The 19,333-nt window shown below is 62.8% G+C and carries 20 protein-coding genes; 8 read left to right on the forward strand and 12 right to left on the reverse strand.

The features are described 5' to 3' along the window. Nucleotides 1-50: 50 nt before the first annotated feature. Nucleotides 51-560 (reverse strand): GNAT family N-acetyltransferase, encoded by a 510-nt coding sequence (locus tag VWZ87_RS10620; RefSeq protein ID WP_340546284.1) that lies wholly within the window; start codon nucleotides 558-560, stop codon nucleotides 51-53. Between the two features lie 204 nt (nucleotides 561-764). On the opposite strand from VWZ87_RS10620, the gene VWZ87_RS10625 reads away from it, so the two are divergent. Both VWZ87_RS10625 and VWZ87_RS10630 read left to right on the forward strand, forming a co-directional pair. Further along, complete coding sequence (locus tag VWZ87_RS10625) at nucleotides 765-1,370, forward strand: flavin reductase family protein (protein ID WP_416535778.1); 606 nt, start codon at nucleotides 765-767, stop codon at nucleotides 1,368-1,370. Between the two features lie 9 nt (nucleotides 1,371-1,379). Beyond that, on the forward strand, nucleotides 1,380-2,021 hold the full coding sequence (locus tag VWZ87_RS10630) for a CatB-related O-acetyltransferase (protein ID WP_416535777.1): 642 nt from the start codon (nucleotides 1,380-1,382) through the stop codon (nucleotides 2,019-2,021). A 100-nt stretch (nucleotides 2,022-2,121) separates the two neighbouring features. Here VWZ87_RS10630 and VWZ87_RS10635 read toward each other — a convergent pair whose 3' ends face one another. Further along, on the reverse strand, nucleotides 2,122-3,762 hold the full coding sequence (locus VWZ87_RS10635) for a SulP family inorganic anion transporter (RefSeq protein WP_416535776.1): 1,641 nt from the start codon (nucleotides 3,760-3,762) through the stop codon (nucleotides 2,122-2,124). Nucleotides 3,763-4,023: 261 nt separating this feature from the next. Here VWZ87_RS10635 and VWZ87_RS10640 point away from each other — a divergent pair, with 261 nt between their 5' ends. The 5 genes from VWZ87_RS10640 (at nucleotide 4,024) to VWZ87_RS10660 (ending at nucleotide 8,393) form a co-directional block, all read left to right on the forward strand. Continuing rightward, entirely contained in the window at nucleotides 4,024-4,428 is a 405-nt protein-coding gene (locus tag VWZ87_RS10640; protein ID WP_416535775.1) for a hypothetical protein, read from the forward strand. Between the two features lie 147 nt (nucleotides 4,429-4,575). Beyond that, nucleotides 4,576-5,451 carry an S-methyl-5'-thioadenosine phosphorylase gene (locus tag VWZ87_RS10645; protein WP_416535774.1) on the forward strand — a complete coding sequence of 292 codons (876 nt, stop codon included), beginning with the start codon at nucleotides 4,576-4,578 and terminating at the stop codon, nucleotides 5,449-5,451. A gap of 244 nt (nucleotides 5,452-5,695) precedes the next feature. Beyond that, entirely contained in the window at nucleotides 5,696-6,235 is a 540-nt protein-coding gene (locus tag VWZ87_RS10650) for an adenine phosphoribosyltransferase (RefSeq protein WP_008563170.1), read from the forward strand. 218 nt (nucleotides 6,236-6,453) lie between these two features. Beyond that, nucleotides 6,454-6,930 (forward strand): fasciclin domain-containing protein, encoded by a 477-nt coding sequence (locus tag VWZ87_RS10655; RefSeq protein ID WP_416535773.1) that lies wholly within the window; start codon nucleotides 6,454-6,456, stop codon nucleotides 6,928-6,930. A gap of 242 nt (nucleotides 6,931-7,172) precedes the next feature. Continuing rightward, nucleotides 7,173-8,393 (forward strand): CynX/NimT family MFS transporter, encoded by a 1,221-nt coding sequence (locus VWZ87_RS10660; RefSeq protein WP_416535772.1) that lies wholly within the window; start codon nucleotides 7,173-7,175, stop codon nucleotides 8,391-8,393. 18 nt (nucleotides 8,394-8,411) lie between these two features. On the opposite strand, the gene VWZ87_RS10665 is transcribed toward VWZ87_RS10660, so the two are convergent. The 10 genes from VWZ87_RS10665 to coxB form a co-directional block, all read right to left on the reverse strand. Beyond that, the gene (locus VWZ87_RS10665; protein ID WP_416535771.1) at nucleotides 8,412-9,836 is read right to left on the reverse strand and encodes an FAD-binding oxidoreductase; all 1,425 of its coding nucleotides are present in this window, start codon (nucleotides 9,834-9,836) and stop codon (nucleotides 8,412-8,414) included. A gap of 63 nt (nucleotides 9,837-9,899) precedes the next feature. After that, nucleotides 9,900-10,490, reverse strand: coding sequence for a GNAT family N-acetyltransferase (locus tag VWZ87_RS10670; protein ID WP_260105589.1), 591 nt, complete (start codon nucleotides 10,488-10,490; stop codon nucleotides 9,900-9,902). Beyond that, entirely contained in the window at nucleotides 10,490-11,752 is a 1,263-nt protein-coding gene (locus VWZ87_RS10675; protein ID WP_416535770.1) for a M16 family metallopeptidase, read from the reverse strand. The genes VWZ87_RS10670 and VWZ87_RS10675 overlap by 1 nt, the downstream gene beginning before the upstream one ends. Further along, complete coding sequence (gene thrC, locus VWZ87_RS10680; RefSeq protein WP_416535769.1) at nucleotides 11,749-13,137, reverse strand: threonine synthase; 1,389 nt, start codon at nucleotides 13,135-13,137, stop codon at nucleotides 11,749-11,751. Before thrC ends, VWZ87_RS10675 begins: the two co-directional genes overlap by 4 nt. A gap of 4 nt (nucleotides 13,138-13,141) precedes the next feature. Then, entirely contained in the window at nucleotides 13,142-13,816 is a 675-nt protein-coding gene (locus tag VWZ87_RS10685; protein ID WP_416535881.1) for an SURF1 family protein, read from the reverse strand. 120 nt (nucleotides 13,817-13,936) lie between these two features. Then, on the reverse strand, nucleotides 13,937-14,752 hold the full coding sequence (locus VWZ87_RS10690) for a cytochrome c oxidase subunit 3 (RefSeq protein WP_340544658.1): 816 nt from the start codon (nucleotides 14,750-14,752) through the stop codon (nucleotides 13,937-13,939). A gap of 24 nt (nucleotides 14,753-14,776) precedes the next feature. Continuing rightward, nucleotides 14,777-15,364, reverse strand: coding sequence for a cytochrome c oxidase assembly protein (locus tag VWZ87_RS10695; protein ID WP_340544656.1), 588 nt, complete (start codon nucleotides 15,362-15,364; stop codon nucleotides 14,777-14,779). Further along, nucleotides 15,364-15,543, reverse strand: a complete 180-nt coding sequence (locus VWZ87_RS10700) for a cytochrome C oxidase assembly protein (RefSeq protein WP_416534683.1) — start codon at nucleotides 15,541-15,543, stop codon at nucleotides 15,364-15,366. The genes VWZ87_RS10695 and VWZ87_RS10700 overlap by 1 nt, the downstream gene beginning before the upstream one ends. A gap of 1 nt (nucleotide 15,544) precedes the next feature. Further along, nucleotides 15,545-16,486: a heme o synthase gene (cyoE, locus tag VWZ87_RS10705; RefSeq protein ID WP_340544654.1), complete on the reverse strand. Its 942-nt coding sequence runs from the start codon at nucleotides 16,484-16,486 to the stop codon at nucleotides 15,545-15,547. Between the two features lie 122 nt (nucleotides 16,487-16,608). Then, nucleotides 16,609-17,448 carry a cytochrome c oxidase subunit II gene (gene coxB / locus VWZ87_RS10710; protein ID WP_416534684.1) on the reverse strand — a complete coding sequence of 280 codons (840 nt, stop codon included), beginning with the start codon at nucleotides 17,446-17,448 and terminating at the stop codon, nucleotides 16,609-16,611. 199 nt (nucleotides 17,449-17,647) lie between these two features. Between coxB and tldD the strand changes: the two genes are divergently transcribed. Then, complete coding sequence (tldD, locus tag VWZ87_RS10715; protein ID WP_416534685.1) at nucleotides 17,648-19,069, forward strand: metalloprotease TldD; 1,422 nt, start codon at nucleotides 17,648-17,650, stop codon at nucleotides 19,067-19,069. Nucleotides 19,070-19,333: the final 264 nt, after the last annotated feature.

Here is a 19,333-nt window from a genome sequence, read left to right on the forward strand (position 1 = left end):
CCGGCCCGTATTTCAAGATCTCGGTGACCTGCGCCTGCGATCCACCCCGATCAGCCGGGGATCTGCGGCCCGCTCCAGCGCAGAACCCTGCCGCGCACATCGGCCCAGCCGCCAGCCGCCAGATCCAGACCCAGAACCCGCTCCGGGTTGGTCGGCGGCGGCATCTCGACCGCGGGCAGCAGGGAAAACCCAAAGCGCCGGTAATACGGCGCATCGCCCACCAGCAGCACCCTGCTCCAGCCGCGCTCCTCCGCCTTGGCCAGACTGTCGCGGATCAGGGCGCCGCCCAGCCCCTCGCCCTGATGGGTCGGGTGAACCGCCACCGGCCCCAGCAGCAGCGCCGGCAGGCCCGCCTCACCAATCCGCACCGGCCAGAAGCGGATCGCCCCGGCCAGAATTCCGCCCTGATCGCGCGCCACCTGGCTCAGCCCGCTGACCGGCGGCACGTCGTCGCGCAAACGATAGGACGACAGCGCCTCGCGACCGGGCGCAAAGCACAGGTCATATAGCGCCTCGACCTCCCAGCGGTCCTCGGGCTGCTCTGCCTTCAACTCAATCACGCGCCCGCCTCCACGCCCGTCGCCGTCACCGCCCGCTGACCAGCCCAGCACCACCGAGGGATTTGCCCCACAGCGCGCTGCAAACTCTTCACGCAGGCTGGTCATCGCCCTAACACGGGCGTAAGCCTTGGGCAAACCCCGGCAGCCGGATCCGCAAGCAATACCAGCAGGCTACCGCTCCGGCTCAGACTTGGAGACCAGCATATGTTCTACCGACCCGAGAGCGGCCACGGGCTGCCGCACAACCCGTTCAACGCCATTGTCACCCCGCGCCCCATTGGCTGGATTTCCACCCGTGCGGCCGATGGCACCAACAATCTGGCGCCCTATTCCTTCTTCAATGCCGTCGCCTATGAACCGCCGCAGGTGATGTTTGCCTCCACCTCGGCCAAGGACGATCAGGACGGCACCAAGGACAGCGTGGCCAATATCGCCGAAACCGGCGTGTTCTGCGTCAATGTTGTCTCCTACGCGCTGCGGGATGCAATGAACGCCAGTTCCGCAGCCCTGCCGAAGGGGGTGGATGAATTTGCCCACGCGGGTCTGGAGATGGCCGCCTGCGCAACCATTCCCTGCGGTCGTGTCGCCGCCGCCCCGGCTGCGCTGGAATGCCGCCTGACGCAGATCGTGACCCTTCCCGGCACCGCCAACAAGGTGGTCTTTGGTGAGGTGGTCGGCGTCCATCTCGACGACAGCTGCCTGATCGACGGGACTTTCGATGTGACCCGCTTCCAGCCGCTGGCGCGCCTTGGCTACCGTGACTACTCTGTGGTGCGGGATCTGTTTTCCCTCACCCGCCCGGATGAATGAGGCCCAGAAATGCCGTTACCCGACCCAAAGAAACGCCATCCGATCACCCTGCCCGATGGCAGCGCCCATGCCGGCACGGTGATGCTGTCGGAGGCGATTGATCACCCGAATTTCTCCATCGGCGCCTTCACCTATGCCTCCGCCTTTGAACCGCCGTCGGACTGGGCCAGCCGTCTGGCGCCCTATCTCTTTGCCGGATCGCGCGAGCGGGTGGTGATCGGCAGATTCTGCCAGATCGCCGAGGGCGTGCGCATCATCACCGCCTCTGCCAATCACGCGCAGGACGGGCTCAGCTGCTATCCTTTCCCGGTGTTCGATCAGACGCAGATGACCGGATTTCAGCCCGATACCCGCGACACGGTGATCGGCAATGATGTCTGGATCGGCTATGGCGCGATGATCCTGCCGGGGGCGCGGATCGGGGATGGCGCCATCATCGGTGCCGGTGCGGTGGTGCGCGGGTCAATCCCGCCCTACGCCATCGTGACCGGCAACCCCGGCACCGTCCACAGCTACCGCTTCACCAAACCGCAGATCGCGCGCCTGCTTGGCCTGAAATGGTGGGACTGGCCCGCCGACCTGATCTCCCGCGCTGAACCTGCGCTCTTGTCCGGTGACCTCGACATGCTGGAGACCCTGGCACCGGACTGACCAAGCTTTGCCCGAGAGCGCCGTTCAATCACCGTAAAACGAGAAAACCCGCGACGCCCATGGTGTCGCGGGTTTCTTCTTTCAGATGCCACGGGACAGCTTAGTGGCCGCCCAGGATCCCGGTCTTGACCGAGTAGTCCACCGCCAGCGCATAGTCAGGGTCATCGTCGCTATCGACCATCAGATGCCCGGCCTTGGTCAGAAGCTGATGGCAATCGCGGCTCAGATGCCGCAGCACCAGCGCCTTGCCCTCGGCCTCATACTTGCCCGCCAGCGCCTCGATCGCCTGTAGCGCCGACTGGTCCACCACCCGGCTGCGGGCAAAGTCCACGATCACATGATCCGGGTCATTCGCCACATCGAACAGCTCGATGAACCCGTCGGTCGAGCCAAAGAACAGCGGCCCCTCGATCTCATAGACCTTGGCGCCCTTGTCGGTGGCGGATTCGCGGGTATAGGCGTGGATGCGGCGGGCGTTGTTCCAGGCATAGGCCAGCGCCGAGACGATCACGCCCACAACCACCGCAATCGCAAGGTCGGTCATCACCGTCACCACGGTCACCAGCACAATGACAAAGGCGTCCATCATAGGCACTTTGGTCATCACCTTGAAGCTGTTCCAGGCAAAGGTGCCGATCACCACCATGAACATCACGCCCACCAGCGCCGCCAGCGGGATCTGCTCGATCAGCGGCGAGGCCACCACGATAAACGCCAGCAGGAACAGCGCCGCAGCAATGCCAGCAATCCGCGTCCGACCGCCGGATTTCACATTGATCATCGACTGGCCGATCATCGCACAGCCGCCCATGCCGCCAAAGAAGCCTGTGACCACGTTGGAGGCCCCCTGCGCGATACATTCCTGGCTTGCCCCGCCGCGCTTGCCGGTGATTTCACCAACCAGGTTCAGCGTCAGCAGGCTCTCGATCAGGCCGATCGCCGCGAGGATCACCGCATAGGGCAGAATAATCCACAGCGTCTCCAGCGTGAAGGGTGCCAGCGCGGTGCCGTAAAGGCCTTCACCCGTGCCAAACGGATTGTGGAAGGAGGGGAAACTGCCCTTGATCGAGGCCATATCGCCCACCGTCGGCACGTCAATGCCCAGCGCAATCACCAGCGCCGCCACGATGCCGATCCCGGCCAGCGGCGCCGGAACGATGGCGGTGATCTTGGGCGTGCCCCAGATGATCAGCATGGTCAGCCCCACCAGCCCCAACATCATGATCAGCTGCGACCCTGCCAGCCAGGCCTCGGTATTGTCCGGGTCCTTGAACTGCGTCAGCTGCGCCAGGAAGATCACAATCGCCAACCCGTTCACAAAGCCGAGCATCACCGGATGCGGCACCAGCCGGATGAATTTCCCCCAGTGCATGACACCTGCAAAGATCTGCAAGATCCCCATCAGCACCACGGTGGCAAAGAGGTATTCGACCCCATGCTCTGCCACCAGCGCCACCATCACCACCGCCAGCGCCCCCGTCGCGCCGGAGATCATCCCGGGCCTGCCGCCAAAGACAGCCGTGATCAACCCGACCATAAAGGCCGCATAAAGCCCGACCAGCGGATGCACCCCAGCAACAAAGGCAAAGGCAACCGCCTCCGGCACCAGCGCCAGCGCCACGGTCAGGCCCGACAGCAATTCGGTGCGCACACGGCCCACGGTAAAGCCCTCGTCCTGCATGATGGAGAGATTGGGCGGTGAAATCTGCTTGGCGAGCGTCGCCATTATGCCGCGGGTCATGGGGTCACCTGTGATCGGGAAAGGGTATCGTTAGCGCCCGCCCCTAGCGGAATTCCGCCAGTGGGGCAAGGGCAGCCCCCGTTACCGCCCGCTCAGCGCCCAATGGGTCAGCTCTCCTGCCCAAATGTTTCGCACGCGAAACATTGCGGCAGGAGAGCTGACATTAAACTTAAGCATTTAGTAACACTTAGCCACTCGCCTCGCTTTGCTTGGCCCACAATCCATCGGACGGTTCTCATCATTGGAATTGGAGAATATGTGATGCAAGGCGCCAACAAGATAACGGATTTAAGGACGATGCAGGAAGGCGAGCTTTCCCCAGCAGATGAAAAGCGCATCGCCGCCAGCTCTCGAGCTTCACCAGATCGTGTTATGTGCGATCTGAACCCTCAAATCCGCAGTGACCGATCTGCGAAGCCCGCCGGTCATTGGAGCGAGACAACCATTCCCGGCCGCGACTGGGAAAGCTTCTCAGCGATCGCCTATGCCGCCGACGTCGTGGTTCCGATCATCGACTTCGGCCAGACCGAGGCCTGGGCACCCTCCACCACCCGTGGCCCGGCGGGTGTGATCCTGTGGTGGGCACGCTGGATCTTCACCCTTGCAGGCTGGATCGTCACCGCCCTTGGCGCGGCGGCTTTGACCGGGATCATCCGGCGCGAATAGCGCCCGCCTGTCATCTTTCTCCAAATACTCTCGCCGAAGGCCTTGCTACCGCCTACAGGGCGGCAGCAATCAAATCCCCCGTTGCGCTTGTCAAACCGGGGCCTCCTCGGGCAGAACGACAAGGACCAGCTTCAGGGGACAGAACACGTGACACAGGAAACAATGATTGCCGTCATCGGCGGCTCGGGCCTCTATGACATCGACGGGCTGCAAAACGCAGAATGGGTCTCGGTTGAGACGCCCTGGGGGGCGCCCTCGGATCAGATCCTGACCGGCGACCTCGATGGTGTGAAAATGGCCTTCCTGCCCCGCCACGGGCGCGGCCATGTGCATTCGCCGACCGAAGTGCCCTACCGGGCCAATATCGACGCGCTGAAACGGCTCGGCGTCACGGATGTGTTTTCGATCTCCGCCTGCGGCTCCTTCCGCGAGGAGATGGCGCCGGGGGATTTTGTCATTGTCGATCAGTTCATCGACCGCACCTTCGCGCGCGACAAGAGCTTTTTCGGCACCGGCTGCGTGGCGCATGTCAGCGTGGCCCACCCGACCTGCGAGCGGCTGTCCGATGCGGCAGAGACCGCGGCACGGGACGCGGGCATCAATGTGCATCGCGGCGGCACCTATCTCTGTATGGAAGGGCCGCAGTTCTCCTCCATGGCCGAAAGCAAGATGTACCGCAGCTGGGGCTGCGACGTGATCGGCATGACCAATATGCCGGAGGCCAAGCTCGCCCGCGAGGCTGAGCTTTGCTACGCTTCCATCGCCATGGTGACGGATTTCGACAGCTGGCACCCGGATCATGGCGCGGTGGAGATCACCGACATCATCGCCACCCTGACCGGCAATTCCGCCAAGGGCCGTGCGCTGGTGCAGCGGCTGCCTGCGCTGCTGGGGGCGACCCGCGAGGCCTGCCCGCATGGCTGCGACCGCGCGCTGGAACATGCCATCATGACGGCGCCGGAAAAACGCGATGCCGCGCTTCTGGCCCAACTGGATGCGGTTGCCGCACGGGTTCTGGGCTGACCGGCTGCCGGGGCCGCCTAGGCGGCCTCGGCATACCGACCGCCCGGTCTGGTAACGGTTGATTATTGCCTCCGCCGCTGGTTCCGAAAGGCCACAGCCGCGCCGGTTGACAGCAGCCACCCCATCCGCCCCCTTGCCTGCGCCAAGAGCATCAGCGACATATCATTGGTCGCGTCGCCCGCTAGGGGCCGCAGGCGCCAGAGATCAGACGACCCATTCCAGACGACCAAAAAGGGGACACCCCATGGCCCGCAAGACCGCTGTCAAAGACTACATCCGCACCATCGTGGATTTCCCCCATGAGGGCATCATGTTCCGCGATGTCACCACGCTGTTTGCCGATCCGCGCGGGTTTCGCATGGCAATCGACCAGATGCTGCACCCCTATGCGGGCGAGCAGATCGACAAGGTTGTCGGGCTTGAGGCGCGCGGTTTCATCCTTGGTGGCGCCATCGCCCACCAGCTGAGCGTCGGTTTTGTGCCGATCCGCAAGAAGGGCAAGCTGCCCGGCACCACCATCAGCCAGGAGTACAAGCTGGAATATGGCGAGGCGATCATGGAGATCCATGACGACGCGATCCAGCCCGGAGAGAAGGTTCTGGTGGTCGATGACCTTCTGGCCACCGGCGGCACCGCGGCGGCGGGCATCAAGCTGATCGAGCGGCTCGGCGGAGAGATCGTCTCCTGTGCCTTCATCATCGACCTGCCGGAGCTTGGCGGCCGCAAGGTGCTCGAAGATCTGGGCATGGATGTCACCGTACTCTGCGAATTCGAAGGCGCCTGAGCTTCTGCAAATAGGGTTGGATCACCCCTTAATTGCAAAGAGCATCCAGCGTTCAATCACATAATTGTGAGTGGAAATTCTAAAAGCGCGCGGCTTAGGCGGCGCGCTTTTCTTGTCAACATGCAGGTGGCGGAAACCCGCCAGATCCAAACCGCAGACCTCGCCGTAATACCGTCAATGCCGACACAGGCAGGTAACCCAGACAGAGGACTGTACTCATGATCCGCAAGACACTTCTGACCGCCGCCGCCACGCTCGCCCTGACCACCTCGGCTTTTGCCGGTGGTCACGCAAAGGACATCGTTGACACGGCTGCGGGTGCCGGTGATTTCTCGACCCTGATCGCCGCAGTTGAAGCTGCTGGCCTGGTCGACACCCTGAAAGGCGACGGTCCCTTCACCGTGTTTGCCCCGACCGATGCCGCCTTTGCCGCCCTGCCCGAGGGCACCGTCGAAGAACTGCTGAAGCCTGAAAACAAGGACAAGCTGATCGAGATCCTGACCTACCACGTGGTGCCGGGCAAGGTGATGTCCGGTGATCTGGTCGATGACATGAAGGCCGCCACCGTTCAGGGCAGCGAAATCACCATTGATCTGGACAGCGGCGTGATGGTCGATGAGGCCAAGGTGGTGACCGCCGATATTGAGGCTGAAAACGGCGTCATTCACGTCATTGATACCGTGATCATGCCCTGAGCCTACGGGTGGGTCGGCCAGCGAAGCGGTTCGCGCGGCCACCACCCACAGGTGGCGTGAACGCAGCCCGGCGATCTTTTTCCTTTCGGATCGCGGGATGCCTCAGCGCCACCATCGGCAGCGGCGGCCCGAGACGTCGCTGCCGAGACCCTTTGCAACAATAGCAGCCTTTAGGCCTCTCTCCCCCGGTAACAGGCGTTATTATCGTTGCAGCATGTCGGCGCGTCTCCTAGCGTGCCGACATGTCTGCATCCGCAATCCTCGACAGCCGCTACTCCTGGACCAGACTTCTGGTGACGCTGGCCATTGCCACCGTCGCCAATGTCGGCATGTGGGCGGTGATCGTGGTGATGCCTGCGGTCGAAGCCGAGTTTGGCGCAGGCCGTGCGGCGGCGTCGCTTCCCTATACATTGACGATGATCGGCTTTGCCGTTGGCAATCTGGTGATTGGCCGTCTGGTAGACCGGTTTGGCATCACGCTGGCGCTCTGCGCGGCGGCGGCGCTTAGTGCGGTGAGCTACGGGCTGGCGATGCTGGCGCCGGATATGCTCTGGCTGTCGGCGGCGCATCTGTTTCTGGGGCTTGGCACGGCAGCGGGGTTTGGTCCGCTGATCGCCGATATTTCGCATTGGTTCCAGCGGCGGCGCGGCATCGCGGTGGCGCTGGTGGCCAGTGGCAACTACCTCTCCGGGGCGATCTGGCCGACCGCCCTTGCCGATATGCTGGCCGAAAGCGGCTGGCGCAGCGTTTACGCCACATTGGCAATGGTCACGCTGCTGGTGGTCGTGCCTTTGTCCGTGGTGCTGCGGCGGCGTATCCCGGTGGACGCCCTGGGCCACAGCGCAGCCGCATCCGCCAGCAACGCGGCCCGGGCGGGGCTCTCGCCGCGCCAGCTCCAGTGGGTTTTGGGGCTGGCCGGTATTGGCTGCTGCGTCGCCATGTCGATGCCGCAGGTCCATATCGTGGCCTATTGCGTCGGGCTGGGCTACGGCCCCACGGTGGGCGCCGAGATGCTGTCGCTGATGCTGCTCGGCGGCGTGGTCAGCCGGGTGATTTCGGGGCTGGTCGCGGATCGGTTCGGCGGCGTACGCACGCTGCTGGTGGGCTCCATCCTGCAATGTATCGCGCTGTTTCTATACCTGCCCTATGACGGCATGGTCTCGCTTTATCTGGTCAGCGCCATCTTTGGCCTGGCGCAGGGCGGGATCGTTCCCAGCTATGCGCTGGTGGTGCGGGAATACATGCCCCCGGCGGAAGCCGGAACGCGAGTTGGTTTCGTGATGATGATGACCATCCTCGGCATGGCGCTGGGAGGCTGGATGTCCGGCTGGATCTACGACGTCAGCGGGTCCTATCAGCTGGCCTTTGTGAACGGGATCCTGTGGAACGGGCTCAATATCGCGATCATGGTGCTGCTGCTGATGCGCAGCCGACCGGCGCGGCCCCGGATGCAACTGGCCTAACGACGGTAGCGCCGCTGCCTAATCTGCCAGTGGCACCACCGCGCCGGGGTTCATGATGCCATGCGGATCAAGCGCCTGTTTGATCGCCCGCATTGCCGCCAGTTTGACCGGATCGCCATATCGCGCCAGATCGGCAACCTTCAGCCGCCCGATGCCATGTTCGGCGCTGACCGAGCCGCCGTAATCATGGGTCAGATCATGGACGCAGCGTTTCACCTCATCGCGCAGATGCTCATAGGCGCTGCGGTCCCGCCCCTGCGCCGGAAAGACATTGTAATGCAGATTGCCGTCGCCCAGATGGCCAAAGCAATTGATCCGCATATCTCCCAGGGCCGCCAGACGCTTGCCACCTTCGACAATGAAATCGGGGATGCGCGAAATCGGGATCGAGATATCATGGCTGGAGACCGAGCCGATGCGGCGGTTGCCTTCCGGGATATGTTCGCGCACCGACCATAGCGCCTGCCGCTGCGCCTCAGACTGGGCGATGACGCCATCGCTGCTCAGCCCCGCTGCCAGCGCCGTCTCAAACAGCTGCGCCAAGGCATCCTGCGGGGCGCTGCCCTGCGGCAGTCCAAGATCAATCAGCACGCACCAGTCCGGCAGGTCGCTGAAGGGCAGCCGCAGATCTGGCAGGGTTTCGCGCAGGAACTCAAGCCCCTGCCGGTGGATCAGTTCGAAGGCGCTGATCGTCTCGCCCAGCTGGTCCCGCGCCATCGCCAGCAGATCAATCGCCGCCGCGGGCGAGGCCACTGTCAGCATCGCGGTGCCCTGTTCGGCCGGAATCGCGGAGAGTTTCAGCGACGCGGCCGTGATAATGCCCAGCGTGCCCTCGGCGCCGATCAGCAGGTTGCGCAGATCATAACCGGTGTTGTCCTTGCGGAGGCGGCTGAGGCCCTGCCAGATCTCGCCGGTTGGCAGCACGGCTTCCAGTCCCAGACAGAGATCGCGGGCATTGCCGTAGCGCAGCACATTGACGCCGCCCGCATTGGTGGACAGGGTGCCGCCGATGCGGGCGGTGCCCTCGGCGGCGAGTGACAGCGGGAACAGTCGGCCCGCCTCGGTGGCGGCGCGTTGTACGTCGGCCAAGATCATCCCCGCCTCAACCGCGATAACGTTCTCCTGCGGGTAGACCCCGCGCAGGGCGGTCATCCGTTCCAGCGAAATCACCAGCGGCGCCGGCCCCCCGGCCCCCATGATCTGCCCGCCAACAAGCCCGGTGCCGCCGCCATAGGGCACCACCGGCACATGGGCTGCATGGGCTGCCCGCAGCAGCGTTGCGACCTCGTCGGTGCTGCGCGGCAGGGCGATGACACCCGCCTGCCCGTGATAGCGGCCACGCGGCTCTTCCAGATAACGCGGTTCAGCCGGGCGCAGGGTATCGGCAGGCAGCACCGCGCGCAGATGGTCGACAAAACCGGTGTCCGCAGGGTTCAGGGTCATGCGCATCTCTCCTAATGCCGTGCTGTAGGGTCGGCCCCCGCGTTGACCGCGCCCGCCGCGGCCTCAGGCCTGGCCGACCTGCGTGCGTCCGCGCCGGTCATGGCGCAGGGAAGCATATAGAACGTGGGTACGCCAGCGCCCGTTGATTTGCAGATAGGATTGCGCCACACCTTCATATTTGAAGCCCGCACTCTCCAACAGCCCGCGCGAGGCGGCGTTTTCCGGCAGACAGGCCGCCTCGATCCGGCTGAGGTCCAGCTTGGTAAAGGCGTGATGCACCACGGCCCCGATCGCCTCACGCATATAGCCGTGGCGGGCAAAGGGCTGACCGGTCCAATACCCCAATGTGCCCGCCTGCGCAGGCCCACGACGGATATTGTCGAGGGTAATTGCCCCGATCAGCAGCTGATCGCTGCGCCGGATCAGGAACAGCGGCAGCGCCGAACCGGAGCTGACCGCCCGGCGCGCCCAATAGACCCGATTGGTGAAGCTCTTGCGGCTCAGGTGATCCGCCGCCCAGCTCGGTTCCCACGGGGTGAGATAGCCCTGGCTGTGCTGGCGCAGCGCCGCCCAGTCGCGAAAATCCGCATGAACCGGCGGCCTGAGAGTCAGGCGTTCGGTCTCGATACGCACCTTGCGTCCGGTCAGCAACATCAGGCCGCGCGCCTCTCCTGCAGAGCGGCCAGCGGGGCGGCGTCGCCCACCGGACCATAGAGCGCCAAAGCCATCGAGGCACGGTGGGCCATCTCTTCGGCCATGGCGCGCACATCGGCAGTGGTCACCGCGTCGATCCGCGCCACGGTCTCCTCAAGCGGCGGCACCTTGTCCCAGATCTGCACCAGCCGTGCCAGCCGTTCGGCGCGGTTGGTGGGGCTTTCCAGCCCCATCAGCATCCCCGCCTTCATCTGCGCCCGCGCCCTGTCCACCTCGGCGTCGCTCATATCGCTGGCGGCGCGCTTCATCTCGTCGATGGTGATGCCAGCCAATTCATCCAGCTGATCGCCGGAGGTGCCTGCATAAAGCGTCAGCGTGCCGGTATCGGCATAGGCGCCGGTCTGGGCAAAGATGGTGTAGCACAGCCCGCGTTTTTCACGCACCTCCTGGAACAGGCGGCTCGACATGCCGCCCCCCAGTGCGCTGGAGTAGATCTGCGCGGTATAGATCGCATCGTCGCGGTAGCCCGGCCCCTCAAACGCCAGTGCGATATGGGCCTGTTCCAGCGCCTTTTCATGGCGCGCCTCACCGCCCGTGAAGCTGGCCGCTGCGGGCATAATCAACGTCTTGGGGGGCATTTTGCCAAACAGCTCTTCGGCCAGTTTGACAATGGCGTCGTGATCCACCGCACCGGAGGCTGCAAGGATCATCTGGCCGGGGCCATAATGTTCCGAGACAAAGCGTTCCAGATCTTCGCGGCCAAAGGCTCGCACCCGCTCGGCGGGACCAAGGATGGTGCGGCCAATGGGCTGATCGTGATAGCTTTCTTCCTGAAGCCAGTCGAAAATCACATCATCGGGCGTATCCAGCGCCTGACCGATTTCCTGTAGGATCACGCCACGCTCAATCTCGATCTCGCGCGGGTCGAACACCGGGTTCAGAACGATGTCGGCCACGACATCCAGCGCCAGCGGTACATCCTCCTGCAACACGCGGGCGTAATAGGCGGTCACTTCGCGGCTGGTGTAGGCGTTGATATAGCCGCCAACATCCTCGATCGCCTCGGCTATCTCCAGCGCGCTGCGCCGCTTGGTGCCTTTGAACGCCATATGCTCAAGGAAATGAGCGATGCCGTTCTGCTCGATCCGCTCGTTCCGCCCGCCTGCGGTCACCCAGATGCCGATGGCGGCAGATTGCAGCCCCGGCATGGTTTCGGTGACGATCCTGAACCCGTTGGCGAGTTGGTGCTGTTGAACTGTCAATTCGCGATGTGCTTTCTGATATGTGTCTCAAGAGTGGTCAGATCATTGGCGATCCGCGTCACCCGCTCCGATCTGTCATACAGATCTGCCATGCGCGGGGGAAGAGGCGGATGAACGCCGCTGGCAGCCTCGACCGCAGCCGGGAATTTCGCCGGATGGGCGGTGGCCAGAGTCACCATCGGGACCGATGTGTCACGCTGTTCATTGGCGACTTTCACGCCGATGGCGCTATGCGGGCAGAGCAGCTCACCCGAGGCGGCGCGTTCGGATTTGATGGTGGCGGAGGTTTCCTCCTCCGAGCAGCGACCGGACACGTAATGCTCCTGCAGGGCCTGCATGGCGCCCTGGCTCACCTCGAAACCGCCTGTCTTCAGCTCCTCCATCAGCTGAGCCACTGCCGCGCCATCTTGCCCGTAGGCATAGAACAGCGCGCGTTCAAAGTTGGACGAGACCTGGATATCCATCGACGGGGAGATCGACGGAATGGTTTCGCCCTTGTGGTAGCCCTGCCCGCTCAGGCAGCGGTGCAGGATATCGTTCTGGTTGGTGGCGACCACCAGCTTGTCGATGGGCAGGCCCATCTGCTTGGCGATGAAACCTGCAAAGATGTCGCCGAAATTGCCGGTCGGCACGGTGAAGCTGACCTTGCGCTCCGGCGCGCCCAGCGACACGGCGGAGGTGAAGTAATAGACCACCTGTGCCAGCACGCGGGCAAAGTTGATCGAGTTCACGCCGGCCAGTTTCACCTCATCGCGGAAGTCGAAGTCGTTGAACATATCCTTCAGCGCGGCCTGGCAATCGTCGAAGTCACCATCCACGGCAAGCGCATGCACATTGGCATCGGTGGGCGTGGTCATCTGGCGGCGCTGCACCTCGGACACCCGGCCATGCGGATAGAGGATAAAGACATTGACCGCCTCCAAGCCACCAAAGGCCTGGATCGCCGCCGATCCGGTATCGCCGGAGGTGGCGCCGACGATGGTCACGCTGTCGCCGCGCCGTTTCAGGGCGGTTTCAAACAGCTGACCGATCAGCTGCATCGCGAAATCCTTGAACGCCAGCGTCGGGCCGTGAAACAGCTCCAGCAGGAAATGGTTCGGCGCCAGCTGCACCAGCGGCGCGCGGGCGGCGTGGCCAAAGCCGTCATAGGCGCGGGCGATGATGCCGCGGAATTCCTCATCCGTGAAGCAATCGCCAAGGAAGGGGCGCATCACGCGAAAGGCGACCTCCTCGTAGGAGAGACCGGCAAGGGCCGCGATCTCATCCTTCGACATGGTCGGGATTTCCGCCGGCACGTAAAGACCGCCGTCACGGGCAAGCCCGGTCAGCATGGCGTCTTCAAAGGTCAGCTCGGGCGCCTGGCCCCGGGTCGAGATATATTTCATCGCTTCAGCCTTCGGATTTGGGGCGCGAGCGCCACAGGAAATAAGTGGTCATCGCGGCCCAGATAAGGGCCAGCGAAAACCAGGTGATCGCGTATTGCAAGTGATTGTTCTGAATGCCCGCCGTGGTCACCGGCTGTGGTGTCACCGCTGCATCTGGGGCGACGCTGCGGGCCACAATCAGCACCGGTTCAGTGTCGAGCCGCTCTGCCATATAGGCCAGATCGCGGGCATAGAGGATATTGGTGTCAACTTCGGGGGCCGGTGTGGTCCAGTCGCCTTCATCCGGCCACAGCAGGTTGCCGGTAACCGTGACCGGACCAAACGCGCGCGCGCGCTCCTTGGCGGCGGAGGCAATGAACCCGCGGTCCAGAAGCAGGCGGCGGCCCTCCTCCGTCACCAGAGGGGCGATGATGCGATAGCCGGTCTCTGCCGCCTTGGTCACCCAGAAGACATGAAGTTCGCCCGGCTCGATCCGACCGCGGACTATGACGGCACGGTAACGGTCGTCTTCCTCGGTCGGGGTCAGCGGCAGCGCCGTCGGCGCAGCGGCGATGCGCGCCTCGATGGTCTGAAGCAGGTCTTCTTTCCACTCCAGTCTCTGGATCTGCCAGATCCCCAGCGACAGCAGCGCCATGAGGCCCAGACCGCCAACAAGGGAGAGAAAGATCAACCGTCGCATCGCGCCGTCCTTGCGAATGAGAAAGCGCGCGGAGCATGGCTCCGCGCGCTGCATGTCTTACGGGGTCAGGTCGGGATTCGAAACCTTAAACCTGTACCCGTTACAATTCGGGCGATGCCCTTAGTGGGCGAGACCGGCGGTGCCCCAGACGTAGACCGCCACGAAGAGGAACAGCCAGACCACGTCAACGAAGTGCCAGTACCAGGCGGCGGCTTCAAAACCCACGTGCTGCTCGGGGGTGAAATCCCCCTTCATCGCGCGGATGAGGCAGACGGTCAGGAAGATGGTGCCGATGATCACGTGGAAACCATGGAAACCGGTCGCCATAAAGAAGTTCGAGTAGAACTCATCGCCGCCGAACTGCCAGCCTTCGTGCAGCAGGTGGGCATATTCATAGCCCTGCAGGAAGGTGAAGAAGATGCCCAGAACGATGCCGATGGCCAGACCCTGGATCAGCGCCTTGCGGTCGTTGTTGTGAACCAGCGCGTGGTGCGCCCAGGTCACCGCACAGCCCGACAGCAGCAGCACCAGCGTGTTGATCAGCGGCAGGTGGAAAGCATCGACCGGGTAGATCTCGGGCGCCGCATAGGCGGTGCCGACATAGGTCTCCATCGGGTAGATCGCATGTTTGAAGAACGACCAGAACCAGGCGAAGAAGAACATCACTTCGGACATCACAAAGAGGATGAAGCCATAGCGCAGGCCGATCCGCACCACTGGGGTGTGATCCCCCTGGCGCGCCTCGGCGACAACCTCTGCCCACCAGGCATAGGCGCTGTAGACCACCATGACAAAGCCGCCCCAGAACGCATAGGCGGTGATCCCGTGCATCCACAGAACCGCACCGAACAGCATGATGAACGTGCCAAGCGAGCTGAGCAGAGGCCAGATCGACGGCGGAAGAATATGATAGTCGTGATTTTTAGCGTGCGCCATTTAAGTGTCCCTCACCAAAGCGGCCTAGTTCGTGTTTGTGCCTGCCCCGGCTGTATCACCGGTTTCAAGGGCGGCATACCCTTCTGGCAGATCGATTTCATAGAATGTGTACGACAGCGTGATCGTATGCACGTATTTTCCGTCACGATCCTCGACAATTTCGGGATCGACAAAGAAGGTCACGGGCATTTCGACCCGCTCCCCCGGTTGCAACACCTGCTCCTCAAAGCAGAAGCAGGCAATTTTCTCAAAGAAGGCACCAGCCGAATAAGGCGTCACATTATAGGATGCCTGACCCGCGACCGGGCGGTCGGTGGGGTTGTAGGCCTCGTAGAAAGCCAGCCCTGTCTCGCCGATCTTGATCTTCATCTCACGCTCAACCGGGGTGAATTCCCACGGCATGTTGCGTTCCTTGGAGGCGTCAAAGCGTACGGTGATGGTCTGATCCAGAACGGTATCCGACCCCTTCTCGGCAACGCCCGTCACACCGCCAAAGCCGGTCACCCGGCAAAACCAGTCATAGAACGGCACCGATGCCCAGGCGAGGCCGCCCATCAGGACAACAACACCAACCAGCTGTACGACGGTTTTCTGTGGTCCCTGCAATGCCATCAGCCCTGCCCCTCACTCTGCTCTGCGGCGGAGGTGTTCGGGAATTTGAACCCCGCCGATGTGACCTTGACGATGGTCAGCGCCAGCACCAGCACCACAAAAGACCCCAGCAGAACGCCGACACCGACATTGCGTCCCTTACGTCTCTGGTGCAGCTCATGTTCTTTGCGCAGGCTCATATTACCAGCCTCCCAATCCGTAGGGTTTCAGAACCGCCTCGGCCAGGATCGCGCCAAAATGCAGGAACAGGTAGAGCAGCGACAGCTTGAAGAAACTGCGCTCCACCTTGAAGTTGTCGGCCTCACTGTCGTCTTCATCGCGGCGCGAGATCTTCCAGGCGCCATGCAGGAACAGCGCGTTCAGCACCAGCGCCACCACCAGATAGATCGGGCCACCAACGCCGGAGAAGGCGGTGCCAACAGCCAGCAGGGCCAGCAGGGCGGTGTAGATCAGAATATGTTTGCGGGTCGACCTGCGGCCATGGGTCACGGTCAGCATCGGCACGCCCGCATCGTCATAATCCGAGCGCATGAACAGCGCTAGCGCCCAGAAATGCGGCGGTGTCCACATGAAGGTCAGAGCAAACATCAGCCAGGGTTCAACGGCCATGCTGCCGGTCGCTGCAATCCAGCCGATCACCGGCGGGAAGGCCCCCGCGGCACCGCCGATGACGATATTCTGCGGCGTCGCCCGTTTCAGCCACATGGTGTAGATCACCACATAGAAGAAGATGGTGAAGGCGAGGAACGCCCCGGCAAACACATTGGTCGCCAGCGCCAGCATGATCACCGACAGGCCCGACAGCGCCAGCCCCAACGCCAGTGCCTCGCCCGGTTCCACCTTGCCCGCAGGGATCGGGCGGCTCTTGGTGCGCTTCATCACCTGGTCGATATCGGCGTCCCACCACATGTTCAGCGCGCCGGAGGCACCGCCACCGATGGCGATGAACAGGATGGCGCTGAAACCGATGACAGGGTGCACCCCGACCGGCGCGGCCAGCAGACCCACCAGCGCCGTGAACACCACCAGAGACATGACACGCGGTTTGAGCAGGGCAAAATAATCCCCGAACTCCGCGTCCCCCTGCTGGACGGTGCTGGCGTTGATGCTTGCGTCAGTCATGGTGCTCTCTTTTGATCGTGAACAATCTTTGCCAAAGCGGGCGCGCGACGTGGCGCGGCCCGATCCGATTTCACGTGATAGCTAGGCGGCGCCCGCCCGAAGGCAAGCGCCTGTCGTGTCGCTCAGTTGGAGGCGACCTGATAGGACTGGGGCAGACCGGCGTATTCTTCGATCGCGCCTTCCAGCCAGGCGTCATAAGCCTCCTGGCTCACCACTTTCACGGTGATCGGCATATAGGCGTGGTCCTTGCCGCAGAGTTCGGAGCACTGACCAAAGTAGATGCCTTCCTTGTCAGCCTTGAACCACAGTTCGGCCAGACGACCCGGAACCGCATCCTGCTTCACACCAAAGGCCGGGATGGTCCAGGAGTGGATCACGTCCGCGCCGGTCACCTGCATCACGACGGTCTTGCCAACGGGAACAACAACGGCGGTGTCGGTGGCCAACAGATACTCGTCTTCGGCATAGCCGTTGGCAGCCAGATCTTCCTTGGCGAGCATGAAGCTTTCAAAGCCGAACTCGTGGTCGACATATTCATAGCCCCAGTACCACTGGTAGCCGGTCACCTTGATGGTGATGTCACCCTCGGGGATTTCCTGCTGGCGGAACAGTTCCGGCAGCGAGAAGGACCCGATGAAGACCAGGATCAGGATCGGCACAACGGTCCAGGCGATTTCAATCGGCGTGTTATGGGTGAACTGCGCCGCATTCGGGTTGGCGCGACGGTTAAAGCGCAAGATCGCATAGAGCAGCAGCCCGCCGACGAATACACAAACAGCGGTGATGATCACCAGAATCATGTAATCCAGAGAATGGATGCCTTCGGCAAGCTCGGTCGCCGCGGGCTGGAAGCCGAGGCCGCCGTCAACCGGCTTGCCAATGGTTTCCAGACCGTCTTGCGCGATAGCTGGAAGGCTCGAGAGGCCCGAAAAAAGGCCTGAAAGCATCAAAGCGTTCTTCATGTCATGTCCTGATCAGTTGATCGGTTGATCGAGTTATTCCTGCGCCGACGTCCTATGTCGGAAGTTTGATTCCACAAAACGCGCCGGACCCGTTGTCTTTGACGCTGCTAAAAATCATATTCCATCGTGCAGTTAAAGAGGAATGCTCGCGTCAAAGCGTCGCTTTCTTGATTTAGATCAAAAAAACCGAGGTCAAACCATGGATACCGCAGCCTTCCGCCCGTTTGAAACCACCCTGCCCGAGGACGAGGCCCTGGGGGTGCTGCGTCAGGCACTCGCGGGGGCCGATGATGGCGAGATTTTCGTCGAACGGCGCAAGTCGGAGGCGCTGGTGTTCGACGATGGGCGGCTGCGCAACGCCAGCTATGACGCTGCCGAGGGGTTCGGACTGCGCGCCGTCAATGGCGAGGTGGCCGGTTATGCCCATTCCACCGATGTCTCGATCTCCGGTCTGAAGCGCGCGGCCGAGACCGCGCGGCTCGCCGTGGGCGATGGCGGCGGCACCATGGCCCCGCCGCCGGTGCGCACCAACACCAGACTTTATACTGAGGATGATCCGATTGGCGCTATGCCCTTTGCCGTAAAGGTAGAGACGCTGCGCGAGATCGACGCCTTTGCCCGCGATCAGGACTCGCGCGTGGTGCAGGTCTCTGCCGCGCTGGCGGCTTCGCTTCAGGAGGTGGAGATCCTGCGCGCCGATGGCACCCGGGTGCGGGACGTGCGCCCAATGACCCGGCTCAATGTCTCGGTGATCGTGGAACAGGACGGTCGACGCGAAAGCGGCTCCGCCGGTGGCGGTGGCCGCGTCGGGCTGGATGGTCTGGTCGCGCCCGCAGACTGGCAGGCCAAGGTCCGCGAGGCGCTGCGTATTGCCTGCGTGAACCTTGAGGCGGTGCCCGCCCCGGCCGGGGAAATGGATGTGGTGCTTGGCCCCGGCTGGCCCGGTATCCTCCTGCATGAGGCTATCGGCCATGGGCTGGAAGGCGATTTCAACCGCAAGGGCTCTTCGGCCTTCGCAGGTCTGATGGGCCAGCAGATCGCGGCAAAGGGCGTGACCGTGCTGGATGACGGCACCATCCCGGACCGACGCGGCTCCATCACCATTGATGACGAAGGCACCCCCAGCCAGAAAACCACCCTGATCGAGGACGGCAAGCTGGTCGGCTTTATGCAGGACCGACAGAACGCCCGGCTGATGGGGGTGGAGAGCACCGGCAACGGGCGCCGTCAGAGCTATGCCCATGCGCCGATGCCACGGATGACCAACACCTATTTGCTGGGCGGCGATGCCAACCCGGACGATCTGGTGGCCTCCATCAAGGATGGCATCTGGGCAGTCGGCTTTGGCGGCGGTCAGGTGGACATCACCAATGGCAAATTCGTCTTCTCCTGCACCGAGGCCTACCGGGTGAAGGACGGCAAGGTCGGCGCACCGGTGAAGGGGGCAACCCTGATCGGCGATGGCGCCACGGCCCTGAACAAGATCCGCGCCCTTGGCAATGACATGGCGCTGGACCCCGGCATGGGCAATTGCGGCAAGCAGGGGCAATGGGTGCCGGTCGGCGTGGGGCAACCCACGGTCCTGATGGGCGGGCTGACCGTTGGCGGTTCCGCCACCTGACCTCATCCCCCCATACGCATCAGACCTAAGATCAGAATCGCCGCCGTGTCGCTAACCAGCCGACTCGGCGGCATTTTTCGTTGATTTTACGATTTGCAGCAGTCTCACAGCGGCCCTGCAAGGCCCCCCGCAGCACGGTCGAACGCCCAAAGGTTGCGAAATTTTACTTGCAGTAGAACGTGTTAGAATTGAGTTTTTTAAAAATATTGCCTTTAATTCTCTATGTTCATCACCTGTTAACCACTCAAGAGCTAATCATAGTCT

This window comes from Phaeobacter sp. JH20_37 (genome assembly GCF_048056015.1).
Taxonomy (GTDB): Bacteria; Pseudomonadota; Alphaproteobacteria; order Rhodobacterales; family Rhodobacteraceae; genus Phaeobacter; species Phaeobacter bryozoorum.